This window comes from Sphingobacterium sp. UBA3519 (assembly GCF_002377215.1).
Lineage (GTDB): Bacteria > Bacteroidota > Bacteroidia > Sphingobacteriales > Sphingobacteriaceae > Sphingobacterium > Sphingobacterium multivorum.
This window is the reverse complement of record NZ_DFPI01000024.1, coordinates 273585-291075: the sequence shown is the minus strand read 5'-3', so window position 1 is coordinate 291075 and position 17491 is coordinate 273585. Positions and strand designations below refer to the sequence as shown.

Sequence of the window (17491 nt, the reverse complement as noted above, 5' to 3'; positions counted from 1 at the left end):
TATGCGAGCCTTTCTGACTTTTGGAACAAAATGTGATATACAAGTGATTTAAAAAAATAATGTACCTTGCACAGTAAATCTAAATTTATGCGAAAATACGACGTCAGCAAACAAGAGAAACAATCGATCGACGATATTGTCCAATTTTGGAAGAAAGAGAACTTATTAGATGAGCAAAAAGCGAACGAGCTGATGGATAGTTTAGACGTAAAAAGTTTTGACTGGGGACAACTGGCTAGATATGCCTTTTGGATTGCCTTGGCATCTCTGGTCTTCGCTGTCTTTTCGTTGTTTACAGATGCATCATTCTTGGCCTTTGTGGACACCCTCTACGAAGCACCTAATATCCTATTTTGCTTCTTTTTCGCTGCCGTGGCTGTATTATTCTATACGCTGGGTTTTCGGTATAAGAAACGCTATCCTTATAAAAATCTATCCACGGAAACCATGATGCTGATTGGAGTTTTCGGAACTGCGGCCTGTATCGGGTTTATGGGTAAAGTATTGGATAAAGATACGATGCACTATTCGCTGTTATTTTTACTCTCCGTGGCGATTTATGGCTTTCTTGCCGTCAAGCTCGAGAGTAAGCTGATTTGGACGTTTATGCTTTTGGCCTTGGGCGTATGGTTTGCGACCGAGACCGCCTACCATAGCAATTGGGGATTTAAGTTTTGGGGGATGAACTATCCGCTGCGTTTTACCATTTTTGGGGCACTGATAACCGCCTTGGCTGTTTGGGTTCAACCCAGGTTTGAAAGGCTACAAATCTTTCAGCCCATCAGTTATATTGTGGGATTGATCTATCTGATGGTATCCTTGTGGACCCTTTCTATTTTTGGAAATTATGCTGATTTCTATGAATGGACGACTGTACGTCAATACCATATGTTCTACTGGGGTATTTTATCCACTGCCGTGTCGGTATTCCTGGTTGTCTACGGCTTAAAAGCGAAAGATAACGTCAGCAGAGAAGTAGGATTTGTATTTTTAGTGCTCAATATCTATACCCGCTATGTCGAGTATCTCTGGGATAATATCAATAGAGCAGTGTTCTTTTTAATTTTGGCCGTGTCCTTTTGGTTTGTCGGCCGTTGGGCAGAGAAATTATGGAACAAACGGAAGGAAGAGATTGCTGGATAACTCTTAAAATTGAATCGTAAATCCGACACCTCTATTCGAACTGATGCTCAGATTAGGATCCAGGCTTAAATATTTGCGGATCCGGGTAATAAAGACATCCATGCTCCTTCCTGTGAAGAAATCTGCATTTCCCCATACTTTTTCAAGGATTTCTTCACGCGTGACAAGCTGATCATTGTGTTGCCATAGAAAGAGGAGAAGTTGGGCTTCACGTTCAGTGAGCTTATATTGTTTCGAAGCATGGCTTAATAATAATTGTTCAGGATGGAATAGATAGCTCCCGATGGCGATCGATTTTGGAGTACTATTTTTCTGATTCCGCTTTAATATATTTTGTATGCGAAGCAATAGTTCCTCGGGATCACAAGGTTTAGTGACATAATCATCGGCACCGATTTTTAGTCCCGTGAGCTTATCTATTTTTTGCTCTTTGGCTGTTAAAAAGATAAAGGGTAAAGTAGGGTATAGTGCATTGATTTCTTTGGCGAGGCTAAAACCACTGATTTGAGGAAGCATAACATCCAGTATAACCAGATCATAATCGGCTAGCTGCTGGAAATTTTCCGTAAGATCATTGGGCTGTGCTATCCAGTCTATGGCAAATGTGGATAGCTCAAGGTATTGCTTAAGCATAAAACCAAAATCGGGATCGTCTTCAACGAGTAATATTTTATTCATTTTTGTTTTCAGTAGTTGAGTTAATATAAATACTTTAGTCTATGGCCGTCTATTGTCTTTTCACAGCTTATCCTTGTTTTTGGTCATATTTCCGATGATGGGACAAGCGCATGCGGTAGCTGGATTTTAAACGTAGTCCCGACATTGGGTTCGCTGGTTACAGTAAGCTGTCCGTGATAACGATCGACGATTTTTTTTACAAGGAAAAGACCTATTCCCAGGCCTTTGGTGTCGTGAATATTGTCTTTTTGGATGCGGTAAAACTTGTCGAAAATATAGGGTAGCTCGGACTCCTCCATGCCGTAACCGTTATCCTGTATATAAACCGAGAGTTTGCCTTTCTGATCCTCAAAAGAGATATTAATCCAAGTTGCACCATATTTTACTGCATTGTTCATCAGGTTCTGAAATAGTGTTGTCGCATCATTTGGGCTCAGGCATAGTTTGCCGTCAGGCAAGAGACTTAATTGGAATGCAATAGCGGAGTTGGTCAGTTGAAAATCGTCGAAAATAGCTTGTAGTTCTGTGCTTTTAACAGGAGGCTGATCAATAGTGTGAAGATTTTCGTTAAGTGGATCAAGGGTTTGTTCCAAGCGATTTACTTGTCGTTCAATGACGGTTATAATGCTTTCGTCTGTTGATTTCCAAAGTGTTTTAGCAGCAATTTTCAGGGTTGCAATAGGTGTTTTGAGTTCATGTGAAATATTGTCGACGACATCGTGCAGTACGGTGATCTGTTTCTGCTGTTTTCGGAGATTCTGAATGGTTCTATAAAAAAGCCAAAGAAAAGCGGCTAGAATAAATAAGGTGCTCAATAGGAGCGAAGTAAGTTCTTTGAACAATATCCAGTTGAGATTCGTCACCTCAAAGGATGTCTTCCTATGTACAAGAAAGGTATATAAGACCTCTTTGCTCTGGATGCTGTTTTCGATTTTCTGTGTTTCTGTTTTTTCTGTTATCCACTCGCTTGAGGAAAGTTCAACGGGCCGCCGAAAAGCTCCAGACGTTGTGTAGATGGTAATGGGACCCGCTGCGATCTGTTTTTCTAAGCTCTTGAAATAGATGCCCAAAATTTCTTTTTTCAGAATGACATCCATTCCAAGTGGCTGAAATAGACTGTCGACATATTGCGTTAGCCTCTGGGATGTTTTATGGGCGTTTGCATGGTATAACTCCTTTAATTTTTCGGCCGTTATCTCATGTTTAACCAATTTGATGTAGTAATCTCTAGCAATGTCTTTGCTCATTAAATCATCATCAAAAAGCTTGTCATTGTCATGAAGCTTACTTAGCTTACTTTTTACAGTGGCAAAAATATCACGCTGTTTGAGCTGATAGGTATTGTACAATTGATACCCCTGTATGCCAATAAGTACGGCAAAAAATAACGTGAATAGGACGATATAACTTTTGGGTTTCAATTCCATACACAAATATAACTGCTGAGGGCTAAGATAATGTACCTTAACCCAGTATTAACCCTTTATTAACCATTATTTGCCGTCACTATAGACACTTTTGAAGCATAGCATATCAGTATGAAATGGCCGCGATTGTCAAATAGAATAATGCGGATAAGCTATACTAGAATTAAAAGACTAATTATTTGTACATGAAATTGATCCTATTTTTTCTGGCTTTCCCCTTGTTACTTTCGGCACAGACCAAACAAATCGGGGGACAAGTACAGGATGCAAACAAAATTGTGCTGGCGGGAGCGACTGTTATGCTATTGGATAGCAACTATCAAGAGATCCGTGAAGTAAAGACGGACCATTTTGGAAAATTCTTACTTACGCTGGATCATCCTAGTGGATACTATCTACGGACAAGCTATCTGAACTTCAAGTCTCAGGAACTTTTTTTTCGCAGCGATACCATTTCACGCCCTTTGTTACTTGAACTTATTCCCGAAGCAAAGGTACTTGAAGAAGCGCAGGTCGTGGGTCGAGCTCCCCGATTGATCCGTAAGTTGGATCGCTTAGAGTTCAACGTTCAGAATTCCAATCTTTCAGCACTGAATAGCTGGGATATTTTGAAGCGTACGCCCTTAGTGATGGTGAATGGTGCGGATTTAATGGTCCGTGGAAACAAAAATATTGTTGTCCTCATTAATGACCGAAAAGTGATGCTCACGGGAGACGAACTGAAAACCTATCTGGAGAATACAGCAGGTAGCGACGTGCAATCGATAGAGGTTATTACCAATCCACCTGCAAAATATGAAGCTGAGGGAAGTACGATTATCAATATTAAACTTTCCAAATCCAACCTATATGGCTATAGAGGCTCGGTGGTTGCATTGGCCGAAAAAAGCAGTACCTGGAAGCAACTGTTTGGACTAACCCAGTATTATAAAAATGAAAAATTCAATCTTCGAGGTACGTATAATTTCGGACGAGGGACTTACGCACGCTATGAAACGAATTATGTTTATTATCCAAATGAGCAAACCTCATGGGAAGGTGTCATGGATCGATTTGATACCAATAACAGTCAGAACAGCTATGTGTTTTCGATAGACTATACACCCGATACAACCTGGACGGTTAATGCTGGACTAAATGGATATTATGGACCGAAAACCTATGGGATTTATGAAGTGCCAACCGTTATATACGATAAAAATCATGTACAGGAGTCCAGTTATTTTACCACCAATGATCATCAACGATCGACAAAAACGAATAACCTCTACCTTCAGGTAACAAAGAAGCTTAATTCCAGGTGGAGCATAAATTGGTCATCCTACTTCACTGACAATCATTCGACAAATGATCAAGACGTGCTGACGGCACTGCGATTTAAGGGGGAGGAACCCACATATACCCGATTTATCAGTAATAATGGAAATAAAAATCGGCTTTTTTCTTCCCAGATAGATTTCACCGGAAAAATAAAGAAGCTGGGGCTGGAGTTTGGTGGAAAATTTAGCGATGTGAAAACGACGAGTACCCTTGCTTTCTTTGATGATGAATCAGGAGAGCTCGAGCAAAGGCCTGATAAGAGTAGTGTGTTTGATTACAAAGAACGTAATGTGGCTTTGTATGGCTCATTGGACTATGCCTGGAAAAAATGGAGCTGGAAAGCAGGTCTAAGGGGAGAATATACCGATTTGGAAGGTATTGTATCCGAACCAGCTGATATCAATAAGCGTGATTATTTTGTGCTCTTTCCGACATTTTACATGCAATATGCCTTGACTGACGATCAGCAGTTTGGTTTTTCCTATGGAAAGCGTATTAGTCGCCCAGCATACTCCTGGCTTAATCCGGCTAAGTCCTACTATAATCGCTTTTCCTATTTTCAGGGAGATCCACGTTTAAGGGCGACGATCGTTCATAACCTGAATCTGACCTGGACAAAAAACAACTGGAATATCGATTTATTCTACCGATTTGAGAAGTGGCCGAATATGGAAATTTCCCGCCAAGATAACAACAATCACCAACTTATTTTCCAATATACCAATATCAAGAAAGGACAAGGGGCAGGGATAGACTTAGGAAAGAGTTTTCAGCTGACCGGGCGCTGGGGATTGAATCTGCAGCTAGAGGGGATGTATAACCAGAATTACTTTATGGGTACTGATGACGTATTGCACAAGAATGATGTGTATATCGGCAACGGAAACGTAAGCACCAACTATGTGCTGAATAAGGATGCCGGTTGGAACCTTGAACTGGTTAATACATTTACATCACCCACGATACAGGGGCCATTTCATATTACAGGGTATTCAAGTACCTATGTGATGACAAATCGAAAATTCTTTAAAAAGAAATTTGAAGTGAATCTCTCATTTATGGACATTTTCAAAACAGAAAAAATGACGATATCATCCAAATATGGTGACCAAAACAACTTTTATAAAGATTACCGCGATACTAGAAAGGTGAATCTAACGCTGCGGTATCATTTTGGAAACCAGAAAGTCAAGAGCAGCAATCAGCCCACAAGAACAGAAGAGCAGAACCGCTTGTAATTCGGTTAATTTTGGCAAAGTCAAATCCTGCTGCAGATTCTATTTCCTTGGTTATATTCTCCATACGCCTGTAAAAGAGAATAAATACCGCATGGATCAAAAACAATAATCCTCCACATGCGATGTGGAGGATTATCAGATGCAAGGAAAGTATTTCTTAGTTTATTTTCAGTGAATACGTGATATTAATACCGCCAGCGGCAAGCATATCGTGTACTGAACAATATTTTTTAACAGCTAATTCAGCTGCTTTGGCTGCTTTTACTTCATCAATTTCACCTTTTAGGAAAAAATTAATGTGAATATCTGTAAATACTTGAGGAATTTCTTCGCGGCGTTTACCTTCCACTTCAACCTGGATATCGTCAATTTGCTGGCGTTGTTTTACCAGTATGCTATGGAGGTCAAAGACGCTGCAAGAACCCAGTGCCATTAAAACCAATTCCATTGGACGAACACCTTTTCCTTCACCGCCGATAGCTTCTGAACCATCGATGTTGACTTTCACGGGGGATAATTCACTGCTGGCTTCGAAATGCACAGCTTGGTTGACACGGTTTAATTTGATTTTCATCTTATTCTATTTTATTCTTTTTTGCTCGTTTAGGCTGTGGAACGTGAAACGAGTTTTTTTCTGTTCAATCTATACTAAACAAACTTAGATAAATTACCTTTTATATGCAATATAATTGCGTAGTATATAAAAGTAATTTATCGATCTCTCCTCTGCCTTTTGAGGAACTTATTTATAGAGGAAATATACAAAAAAGGCAGACGATTATTTGTCTGCCTTTTGTCAGTATGTTGATCACTGTTTATTTTGTGACGGTATCGGGTAGTTTGACACCGCGATATTTCGCTACATCAACCTGTGGAATCTTTGAGCCATATTTAGAATTGATGGCGCTGATAAAGATGTTCGCCATTAGGGCGTTTCCAATTGGTGTTAAGTGAATACCATCTAAAGAGAATGCATTTCCGGTAATGTATTTTGCACTCACCGCTAGTCCGTTGATACGAACACCTCCTTTTACATTATTCAAGAATTCATGCACATCAGCTAAAGCTAGACCTTTTGAATTTGCAGCAGCTTTGATGGCTGCATTATACTCGTTGATGCGTTGTACGACCGTTGCTGTTTCGCTTACATCAAGCACGTATTTGTCTTCCACGGGGTTCAGTGGGTGTAAGCCGTACGGAATTTGTGCCGCATTTGGTTTCCCCAATAATCCTGTTGAAGAGAAAGGGAGCACAAAATAATCTTGATCAGTAGCTGCACGAGGACCTGACTTTGTTGCAATGTAGATATTTGTTACCGGTGTCGGCGGATTTGTTGCATTCACAGCTGCCAATAAAGCAGCACGGGTTACCGTCGTAAAATAAGGTGTTGCTGTTACATCTGGAATTGTGGCCAGTACGCCTTTTTGACCTCCTGCTGTTAATGTCGTTACATAGTTGCCCAATAAAGACGTGAAGAGCGCAGTAGAAGTCAATGTTGATGTTGGTCCATCTTCTACACCACCGTTAGTCGCCCAGCCTAAAGCATCGTTATTGCCTAAAGCAAAACTAAAGAAGGTATGGTTTTGCGTCGTTGAATAGGCAAAATATGTTTTCATCGCATCTGCGTCAGGTAGTAAGCGTTCGAAATACATGTTTCCAGCTTGGGATCCCACGCCAGCAGCAAAGGCCATATCCATACGCATGCCCGGTACGCCAAGGTTGTTAATCGGGTCGGTATATCTTGTCAATAATTTTGGTGAAGCAGAACGGTAGGCCAATTTATCCGTTACCTGTGCCGTTACTGGCTGGCCATTGACGAGCGCTGTAAGTGTAATATAACCAGAACCATTGGCTTGATCTTCACTGAAAAACGGCGATTTGAATTCACTACCACCGACTTGCTTTAGCTGTTCAGCAATTAAATTTGGATAGGCTACCTTTTGGCCCTCCAAGTAGAGTCCGCCATCGGCATAACCTGCTGTCAATGAATTTCCGATGGCAACATATTTTGAAAAATTAAGCGATCCAGCCGAAGGCGTATATTCGTCCAAGGTCGGTTTACATGAGGCGATCGCTAAAAGTGCTAACGCCGCAGCTATATAAAGTTTGTTTTTTTTCATCTTAGTCAAATTTGGCTGTTAATTACCATTTATAGCTTACACCAATACCAGGAGCAAAAATATTTGTTGCATACGTACCTGATAGATGGCTCTCCACGTTGGTTGACTGGCGAGCCACAATCCGTTGATACGCAAAGGAACCTGTGACATCAAATTTTGGTGATGGTTTTATTGTAAAACCTCCCGATATTAAGTATCTGGTGTTGTCTGGTGTCTCCGGATAAACATAGGCACTCTGCTGTACTGGAGTTGCGATCACACCGCCACCTATACGTAATTGCAAACGGTCGGAAGCAATATATTCCAATCCTGCTTTAACAGATCCTGCTTTATCGTATTTTTTTGGTGAATGGGTATCCTGCAATACAGGTGTATTTTCTTTGTAATCGAAATCTAGGGCTTTATATATGTCGTAGTTGATGAGCGTTGCATCAAGAGCCATCTTCAATTTCTCCGAAATAGGGAAGGCGATGCCCGCGGCAAATGTCGAAGGAAGCGGTAGCTCAGCACTGAATTTGTTACCTGCAGGGAAATTGCTTGCCACCGATTCTGGTACGTCAAAAGTTGCATCACCATTTTTAAGTTTAGTGACAACTTTAGAACGATAACTTACCGATATGGCGAATTCGTCTTCTAAGTTATAATGAATCCCCACATTATACCCCGTGCCAGTTCCGGTTCCTTTTAAGGTTGCCAATCCGGCGTGACCATCCGGATAGAATACCGGAACAGAATTTTCGAGGTCTACGGTACCAACGTTGTATACAAAACCACCCCCAACACTAAAATTTTCAGTCAGTTTGAAACTCAATGTGGGCTGAATATAGATTGCACGTAGCGAAAGGCTGACCAAACTGAATTTACCTACCCAATCTTTCCCCCAATCGACGGCCCCACCGTAAGGTGTGTATACTCCAATACCGGCTTTCCACCAGGAGTTTTTAGGGCCGAATGCAGCAAATAATGAAAAAGGAGTTGAAATCTGATTTCTAGTATGATAAACAACTGTACTGCCGACCTCTTGAAAGCCAGATTTGTACATCACGGCATTACCGGCAACTGAAATAGCGTTATGGTCCATTTTTGCTAAAGCACCCGGACTATAAAAAATGGAAGACTCATCTAAAAAGTAAGCAGAACCTGCTCCCCCCATTCCCACAGCTTTGGGACTTTGTAGATTCACTTGAGATCCTTGTGCAAACAGGAGTGACGGACTTGCACAAAGTATTGAAAATAGCAGTTTCTTCATACTAGTGTTTATTTTTGGTTAACATTCCTCTTTCAAATACAATGCTAACATAATAAATGTTTGACTAAAATTAATAAATGTTGTGTAATATTTTTTTTGCTCGTACCTTTAATTGCAAGGATACTAAAAATTAAACGATCATATTATATGGCTACAATCACTTTTAAAGGCAATCCAGTAAACACGAAAGGCAGTTTACCACAGGTTGGCGAGCAAGCTCCTGATTTTAAATTAACTGCAGGCGATCTTTCCGATAAGTCTCTTACAGACTTCAAAGGAAAAAAAATTGTATTAAATATTTTTCCTAGTGTAGATACCGGAACTTGTGCTGCTTCCGTACGTGCATTTAATAAAGAGGCTTCTCAGTTGGATAACACTGTGGTGTTATGTATATCGAAAGATTTGCCTTTTGCACAAGGCCGCTTTTGTGCTGCAGAGGGGCTAAATAACGTAGTGACATTATCAGAGTATAAAGATTCAAACTTTTCAGATGCTTATCAATTGGCTATCGCTGATGGACCTTTGGCAGGTTTATTGAGCCGTGTTGTCATCACATTGGATGAAAATGGAAAAGTATTGTACGAAGAGCAAGTCGCAGAAATTGCTGATGAGCCAAATTATGCTGCAGCGATCGCATCGTTGAATTAAGTAGGATGAGAGTGAATAAAAAAAGCCTTTGCTTATGCAAAGGCTTTTTTAGTTAATGTATATTCGCTAACTATTACAAAGCGAACGTTTATTTCGTTTTCTCTAAAGCCTGCAAGATATCGTTGATGATATCTTGTTGATCTTCCAGACCCACAGACAGGCGGATACTGCCCGGTTTGATGCCCAGATTCAAACGTTCTTCTTCCGACAATTTTGAGTGTGTCGTTGAAGCTGGATGCGTTGCGATTGATCTTGAATCTCCTAAATTAGAGGTATATAAAATCATTTCCAAATGATCTACAAAGGCTTTTGCTCGCTCAAAACCACCTTTGACAACAAAGGTTACAATACCGCCACCAGCTTTCATTTGTTTCTTAGCCAGCTCATATTGTGGATGGCTTGGTAAAAATGGATATTTTACATCCTCAATTTCCGCATGATTTTCCAATGCCTCGGCCAAAGCCAATGCGTTAGAACAATGGCGATCCATACGGATGCCCAACGTGTCTAAACTTTTTGATATGATCCAGGCATTGAAAGGCGATAATGCGGGGCCTGTATGACGGATAAAGAACATCAATTTATCGATAAGCTCTTGTTTTCCGACAACAATACCGCCCAAAACACGACCCTGTCCATCCATATATTTGGTCGCCGAATGGATAACCAGGTCAAATCCATATTGAATCGGTTTCTGAAGATAAGGTGTGGCAAAGCAGTTGTCGATCGACAGAATGATATGAGGATATTTCTCCTTGAATTTACCCAACCATTCCAAATCAACCAATTCCAGACCTGGGTTGGATGGCGATTCTAAAAAGATGATTTTCGTATTCGGCTGAATTGCTTTTTCCCATTCTTCGGGATTAGCGGCGTCTACGTAAGTTGTTGTAACGCCCCAACGTGGGAATAGTTCCGTAAATAACTGATGTGTAGAACCGAATATTGCACGTGAAGAGACAATATGGTCTCCACTTTCGATAATTCCTGCAAAGGAGGCAAATACTGCTGCCATACCTGACGCAAAAGACAATCCTGCTTCTGCACCTTCAAGAATACAAACTTTGTTGATGAATTCTGAAGTATTTGGATTAGCATAGCGGGAATAAATCATTGCATCCTCTTCGCCAGCAAAGACCGCCCGACCTTGTTCAGCGCTGTCGAAGATAAAACTTGATGTAAGGTATAAAGGAGTCGAATGTTCGCGAAGTGCTGAACGATCGACCTGTTCACGTATGATTTTAGATTGATCTTGTTTCATGATGTGTAAAGGTACGAGATGAAATTTTTATATTTGTATAATTAGCAATGAAATAACCCATTTTATGAAAAAAATATGGCTTTTGCCTTGTACTATATTCCTAGTGCTTTGCTTTTCCTGTTCAAAGGATGAGGAAGGAACTTTTGAACAAAGACCAATGCAAATTCCGATCTTGTATCTAGAGTCATCTACCGCTGAATTATTTATGTCTAACGTGAACGAAATGAAATTGAGTTATCGTGGGAAACAATTGGATCGCATTATAGGAGGATTTTTAGAGATACCTACCACGAACGGATTTGCCCCCTTTTTTACGGATAAGGTGTACTGGGACGTTCGTGTAAACGGAAATCGGATGATACTTGAAAAAAAGAGTTTTAATAAGGAACTTATATTTTCAGACAGACAGAAGTTATTATTTGAGGGCGGGAAAATTGTCGAACTTATCAATACATAGGTGATTTGCTAAAAGGGGAGTACAGCTACGTCGACGAGCAACTCAGGTCCTAAAAAACGTTCTATTTTAATTCAGCGAAGAACCTAGATAGCCTCGTTGTAAGTTATCCTAATTCAGCTTTTAAAACTGTTCAGATATTTAGTGACTATGATGCCAAGCCTAATGAGATCAAAGGAGTTATGGTGCTGGAAGAGTTTCTCCCCCGAGCCTTGTCGACAAACAATTATTTAAGAAAAAATACAGTTTCGATTTCTGAAACTGGCGAGCGGGTTCAAACTGGCGGGGCCGCATGTGCTGAACAATTGTTCTACTAGTGCCAAGTATTATTACAGCATTCATGTTTTGCATATTTTAATCAATCGATTGATTAAAACAAAGAATACGATTTGACCTAGGGATAAATTCTGTTGGAGCTGATCATCGATCGGTTTTGTACGCAAATGTTACATACAGCATTTTGCAAAACTTCTTATCTTAGGGCTTTACAACCTAATTTTCTAGCACATAAATATAGACTATGTTGACAATCTTGTTATCCTCCATTTTACTTTCCAGCGGGCCTGTAGCCAAATCAGATACTTTAAAAGCTTACGGGGCTCTGCCAACCGAGCGTCAATTAAAGTGGCAAGAGATGGAAACGTATTGTTTGATTCATTATACGCCGACAACTTTCCAAAATAAGGAGTGGGGTTATGGTGATGCACAGCCCTCATTGTTTAATCCTTCGGCTTTTGATGCAAATCAAATTGCTAAGGCAGCGGAAGCGGGTGGTTTCAGGGGCTTAATTAGTGTGGCAAAACACCATGATGGATTCTGTTTGTGGCCAACCAAGACAACATCCTATAGTATCGCTTCTTCGCCATGGGAAAATGGAAAAGGTGATATGGTCAAAGATTTTATGCAAGCGACCCATCGGAATGGGATGAAATTTGGTGTATATCTTTCTGCTTGGGACCGTCACGATGAACGTTACGGCACACCGGCCTATGCAGATGCCTACAGACAGCAACTGACCGAATTGATGAGCAATTATGGCTCTTTGTTTACCTCGTGGCATGATGGAGCAAATGGCGGCGATGGCTTTTATGGTGGCCATGAAGGGAAGCGTATCATCGATCGAACAACTTACTATGAGTGGCATGAGAAAACTTGGCCTATTGTACGAAAATTACAGCCTGAAGCGGTTATTTTCTCAGATATCGGTCCCGATATGCGTTGGGTGGGTAATGAGAAAGGATTTGCTGCTGAAACTTCATGGGCAACATTTACGCCGATTGGCTTAAATGGAAAAGTCGCTGTACCCGGAGCGACAGAATCACATAATGCCGAAACAGGTGACCGTAATGGTAAATATTGGATACCTGCTGAATGTGACGTGCCACAACGTCCGGGATGGTTTTATCATGAAGAACAAGATAGCCGTGTAAAAACACCAAATCAGCTTTTTGAGATCTATTTAAAATCCGTTGGAAGAGGAGCATGCATGAATCTTGGCTTAGCACCGATGCCTTCTGGTACATTACATGAGAATGATGTGAAGTCGCTGCAGGCATTTGGGAAAAAAGTGAAGGAAACTTTCCGTACCAATTTAGCCAAAGGAGCGTCCATCACGGCATCCAATGTCCGTAACGGTGATTCAAAATCCTATGGTACTTCATTTATTACCGATAACGACCGCTATAGTTATTGGGCAACAGACGATTCCAAAACATCGGCTACATTGGAAATAAAATTAAAATCCCCAGCGAAGTTCGACCTTATTCAGTTGAGAGAAAATATTAAGTTGGGACAACGTATCGATAGTGTTTCGATTGAACGTTGGGAAAATAACAGCTGGAAGCCTTTGGCCAAAGCAACAAGTATCGGCGCAAACCGCCTCATCAAACTCGAGCAACCTCAAACTGCAAGTAAATTACGTCTTCATGTTTATGCTCCGGTAGCAATCACGCTCAGTGATTTTGGACTGTTCAAGGAGTACAACGAACCCTTTGCATTTAATACCAAAGAGGTGAAAAAGCTGACTGGATTTAAGATTTCGACAGGTAGATCCAATAATAATGCTTATATATCTGACGGAAAACCAGGTACTTTTGCGACTGTTGCCGATCAAGGTGTAATCGTTGTCGCTACAGACAAACCTGTTTCTGGTATCGGCTTCCTTCCTCGTCAGGATGGAAAGAACATATGGACACCAACACATTATAAAATATCAACCAGTACCGACGGAAAAACATGGACCCTTGTTAAAGAGGGCGAGTTTTCCAATATTAAGGCAAATCCAATTTTGCAACAGGTGTTTTTTGATACAAACAGTGCAACCAAGTTTATCAAATTTGAACCAAAACAATTTATCGACGGCAATGAATTGGCCATAGCGGAACTTGAATTGTATGGCAAATAAATTCTTAATGTTTATCGTGGTATGTATATGTCATACCACGTTGCTTTTTGCCCAACAAAATCCACTCGTACTTTGGTATAATAAGCCCGCGAAGGCTTGGGAAGAAACTCTGCCATTGGGAAATGGACTCATCGGCATGATGCCAGATGGAAATCCTAGTCAGGACAAGATCGTGCTCAACGAGATCAGTATGTGGTCGGGCAGTCCAGAAGATCCCAATAATTATGAAGCCTACAAAAATGTTGAAGCCATTCAGGCACTGCTTAAAGCTGGTAAAAATGATGAAGCCGAAAAACTGGTCAATGAAACTTTTGTGACCAAAGGCAAGGGATCTGGTTTTGGTAATGGTGCAAAGGTTCCCTATGGCTGTTATCAGTTATTCGGTGACCTTTTGCTGGATTATAAATTGCCCGCGGGAACGATCGAAGAGTACAAGCGTTCCTTGGACTTAGCGACTGCCTCGGCACAAACTTCATTCAAGATAAACGGACAACAGTTCCAACGTCGTTATTATACTTCTTTTGACAATAATGTAGGTGTTATCCAATTGAGTCAACATAACGATGAGGTACAGCAGTTAGGCATATCATTCCAGCGGCAGGAAAATATTGACCGTTACACCTTGTTGGACGATGGGATTCTGATCGAGGGATTTTTGCCTGATGGAAAAGGTGGTAAAAATCTGAAATTCGTTGGATTAATTCAGGTTAAAGGTAAAAATCTGCAGATCAGCAAAAAAGATAAAACCTTAGAGGTGTCTGCAAAAGGCGGTCTTACGATCTATTTCTCAGCAAGTACTTCCTATTACGGAAAAGATCCCTTACCTATTGTCAAAGCAGCGGTTGCAGCAGCAAAAACTGCTGACGAACAGAAGCTATATCGCGACCATCTCGCAGCCTATCAAAAGGTCTTCAATCGGGTAAGTCTTAATCTCTTTGGAAATACAGCGAATAACGCCATTCCGACCAATGAACGCATTGCTAATTTTTATAAAAATCCGGTTCAGGATCCCGATTTGGCGACGATTTATTACCAATATGGAAGGTATTTGAATATTTCAAGTGCTGCTCCGAAAAATACAAACGCGCTCCCGCCAAACCTACAGGGGTTATGGGCTAATCAGATCAATACACCTTGGAATGGTGACTATCATCTCAATATCAATGCACAGATGAATCATTGGGGCGTGGAGGTCAATAACCTGAGCGAATATCATAAGCCTTTTATTGAAATGATAAAGCGGATTGCAAAAACTGGCGAGCAGACAGCAAAGGCTTACTATAACGCACCGGGTTGGGTGGTCTATATGATGACGAATATCTGGGGGTATTCCGCTCCGGGTGAGCAGGCTTCCTGGGGAGCGAGTACGGCATCAGGCTGGTTATGTAACCATCTCTGGGAACATTATCTGTTTACCGGGGATAAAAATTACCTCAAAGAGATTTATCCGATACTCAAAGGAGCGGCAGAGTTCTACGATCATACATTGGTTCAGGACCCTAAAACAGGATGGTGGGTCACTTCACCGTCGGTGTCGCCGGAAAATGCTTTCCGAATGGCCAATGGAAAAGTTGCTGCGGTTGTGATGGGACCTACCATTGATAACCAGATCGTACGGGAGTTATACCAGGCGGTGATCAAAGCTGATTCTATCCTTACGACGAACGATAGTTTTGCCGGCGCCTTGAAAGCGAAGCTGAAGGATGTCCCTCCGCCTGTAGTTGTTAGCCCATCGGGGCGCGTAATGGAATGGCTCGAGGACTATCAGGAAGTTGAACCTAAACATCGACATGTATCACATTTATATGGTCTGTATCCCGCGGCATTTATCTCGCCACAGACGACACCTGAATGGGCTGACGCAGCACGTAAGACTTTAGCTGTACGTGGTGATGAAGGAACCGGCTGGTCTAGAGCATGGAAAATATTATTTTGGGCGAGATTACAGGATGGTGATCATGCACTCGAAATTCTAAGGCAGTTGCTTAAGCCCGCTTTTACCAATGAAACAACCTATCAGGGAGTCGGGGCAGGTACCTACCCTAATTTGTTCTGTGCGCATCCGCCTTTTCAGATAGACGGAAACTTTGGCGGTGCAGCCGGGATTGCCGAGATGTTGATACAGAGCCACAATGGTTATATCCATCTATTACCTGCGCTACCTAAAGCCTGGTCAAAGGGTGAAGTTAGCGGTCTCAAAACCAGAGGAAACTACACTGTGGATATGAAATGGGAGAATGGAAAGGTTTCCGACCTCCAGATTAAAGGTAAAAAAGGAAAGATTCGTCTATTTGAAAACGGAAACTATAAAGATTATGAAGTTCGTTAACTATTTTTGCTTGATTTCTGTGCTGGCCTTGGGGACGACAGCCTGTACACAAAAGTCCGAATCGGCGAAGACAGCCGCCTTGTTGAATAGCTTTAGCTATAAGATTACCGGAAAAACCACTGCCGGGGATGGGACTCAGGTGAGCCTCGTCGATCACGATAATAAACTGCAGCAATTTGTAAAAACACAGGTTGCTAATGGGCAATTTGTTTTGGAAGGCGAACTTGCCATGGCCGGATTTTACGATATTCAGATTAAGGGTATGGAGGCCTATACGTTATTTGTCGAAGGCGGGAGTGACTATGATCTGAGTGAAAACCAGGGCAAGTTTACCTTGACAACCTCTTCGCAGAATGCCAAGGATTTCATACAGTTCAATGCGAACTATAAACAGCGTGAAGAGGAGGAAAAAAATAAAACGGCAAATAAAAGCCAACGGGTAAGGCAGCTGGAGAGTCAGTTGCCTTCGATGGCTGCAAGAAATGATGGTTCCTATGAGAAAACAGTCGATGAAATACAGCGCTTAAGTGGTAATGCCGCATTTAATCCACGCACACTATACGCCGATTTTATTCTCGATAGTACCCACCGTTCATCCTTAGTATTGCCTTATTTTTTTAAATACATCTCCTTGGATCAGACGAATTATAAAAAATTCGATGCCGCATTGCTGAGTTTTAATACGGATTTGCAGAAGCATCCTTATGTTAAATTTGCCCGCGAAAAGGTCGATAGGGTGAAAGACTTCTATGAAAATATGCCTGTATTTCCTGCTATTAGCCCGATGAATGTAGAACGGGATAGTTTGAATTTAAAGAATATTTCAAAGGCTAAAATGCTGATTGCCGCGTTTTGGAGAACTTCCAATACCAATAGCAAGGCCGATATGGAGATGTTACGGAAAAAAGAATCTCAATTGAACGCTATGGGGGTAAGGGTTATCTATTTTTCGCTGGATAAGGATCTGGATAAATGGATCAAATCAAGTAAGGAGCTGGCGCTAGGGAAGCAGAGCTACTTTTTGAATTATAATGACCAGGCAACGATGGAAAATGATTTTGGTATAGATCGTACGCCAAGTTATCTATGGATAAATCCGCAGACCTTCCAAATTTTATCCTTGAGTGGTGAGGATCCAGCAATGCCACAGTTTTTAGGGAAGGTAAAGGAATTTCTTGCTAAAAATTAACGATTATTGTCTTAAAAAAGCTTACTTTTGA

General features: G+C 41.2%; 13 protein-coding genes. 7 read left to right on the top strand and 6 right to left on the bottom strand.

The window, feature by feature from the left end; all coding sequences use genetic code 11:
• Window positions 1-87: 87 nt before the first annotated feature.
• Window positions 88-1143 (top strand): DUF2157 domain-containing protein, encoded by a 1056-nt coding sequence (locus tag B3297_RS13795; RefSeq protein WP_070570250.1) that lies wholly within the window; start codon window positions 88-90, stop codon window positions 1141-1143.
• A 3-nt stretch (window positions 1144-1146) separates the two neighbouring features.
• On the opposite strand, the gene B3297_RS13790 is transcribed toward B3297_RS13795, so the two are convergent.
• Both B3297_RS13790 and B3297_RS13785 read right to left on the bottom strand, forming a co-directional pair.
• Window positions 1147-1821 carry a response regulator transcription factor gene (locus B3297_RS13790; RefSeq protein ID WP_070570249.1) on the bottom strand — a complete coding sequence of 225 codons (675 nt, stop codon included), beginning with the start codon at window positions 1819-1821 and terminating at the stop codon, window positions 1147-1149.
• A gap of 83 nt (window positions 1822-1904) precedes the next feature.
• A complete protein-coding gene (locus B3297_RS13785; protein WP_145327496.1) occupies window positions 1905-3248 on the bottom strand; it encodes a sensor histidine kinase in 1344 nt (447 codons plus the stop codon).
• A 185-nt stretch (window positions 3249-3433) separates the two neighbouring features.
• Between B3297_RS13785 and B3297_RS13780 the strand changes: the two genes are divergently transcribed.
• A complete protein-coding gene (locus tag B3297_RS13780) occupies window positions 3434-5806 on the top strand; it encodes an outer membrane beta-barrel family protein (RefSeq protein WP_286709602.1) in 2373 nt (790 codons plus the stop codon).
• Between the two features lie 157 nt (window positions 5807-5963).
• Here the strand turns inward: B3297_RS13780 and B3297_RS13775 are convergent, their stop codons facing one another.
• From B3297_RS13775 to B3297_RS13765, 3 genes are all read right to left on the bottom strand, one after another.
• A complete protein-coding gene (locus B3297_RS13775; protein WP_070570243.1) occupies window positions 5964-6380 on the bottom strand; it encodes an OsmC family protein in 417 nt (138 codons plus the stop codon).
• A gap of 241 nt (window positions 6381-6621) precedes the next feature.
• Window positions 6622-7926, bottom strand: a complete 1305-nt coding sequence (locus tag B3297_RS13770; RefSeq protein WP_286779041.1) for an SGNH/GDSL hydrolase family protein — start codon at window positions 7924-7926, stop codon at window positions 6622-6624.
• Window positions 7927-7948: 22 nt separating this feature from the next.
• Window positions 7949-9175 (bottom strand): OmpP1/FadL family transporter, encoded by a 1227-nt coding sequence (locus B3297_RS13765; RefSeq protein ID WP_286775166.1) that lies wholly within the window; start codon window positions 9173-9175, stop codon window positions 7949-7951.
• Between the two features lie 147 nt (window positions 9176-9322).
• On the opposite strand from B3297_RS13765, the gene tpx reads away from it, so the two are divergent.
• Window positions 9323-9823: a thiol peroxidase gene (gene tpx / locus B3297_RS13760; protein ID WP_070570237.1), complete on the top strand. Its 501-nt coding sequence runs from the start codon at window positions 9323-9325 to the stop codon at window positions 9821-9823.
• An 88-nt stretch (window positions 9824-9911) separates the two neighbouring features.
• On the opposite strand, the gene B3297_RS13755 is transcribed toward tpx, so the two are convergent.
• On the bottom strand, window positions 9912-11084 hold the full coding sequence (locus B3297_RS13755) for a trans-sulfuration enzyme family protein (protein WP_070570235.1): 1173 nt from the start codon (window positions 11082-11084) through the stop codon (window positions 9912-9914).
• A 64-nt stretch (window positions 11085-11148) separates the two neighbouring features.
• On the opposite strand from B3297_RS13755, the gene B3297_RS13750 reads away from it, so the two are divergent.
• The 4 genes from B3297_RS13750 (at window position 11149) to B3297_RS13735 (ending at window position 17460) form a co-directional block, all read left to right on the top strand.
• Entirely contained in the window at window positions 11149-11541 is a 393-nt protein-coding gene (locus B3297_RS13750) for a hypothetical protein (RefSeq protein ID WP_112375002.1), read from the top strand.
• 517 nt (window positions 11542-12058) lie between these two features.
• Window positions 12059-13942 carry an alpha-L-fucosidase gene (locus B3297_RS13745; RefSeq protein WP_286779040.1) on the top strand — a complete coding sequence of 628 codons (1884 nt, stop codon included), beginning with the start codon at window positions 12059-12061 and terminating at the stop codon, window positions 13940-13942.
• Window positions 13932-16271 carry a glycoside hydrolase family 95 protein gene (locus tag B3297_RS13740; protein ID WP_286775164.1) on the top strand — a complete coding sequence of 780 codons (2340 nt, stop codon included), beginning with the start codon at window positions 13932-13934 and terminating at the stop codon, window positions 16269-16271. The genes B3297_RS13745 and B3297_RS13740 overlap by 11 nt, the downstream gene beginning before the upstream one ends.
• Window positions 16258-17460: a DUF4369 domain-containing protein gene (locus tag B3297_RS13735; RefSeq protein WP_286775163.1), complete on the top strand. Its 1203-nt coding sequence runs from the start codon at window positions 16258-16260 to the stop codon at window positions 17458-17460. Before B3297_RS13740 ends, B3297_RS13735 begins: the two co-directional genes overlap by 14 nt.
• Window positions 17461-17491 lie beyond the last annotated feature (31 nt).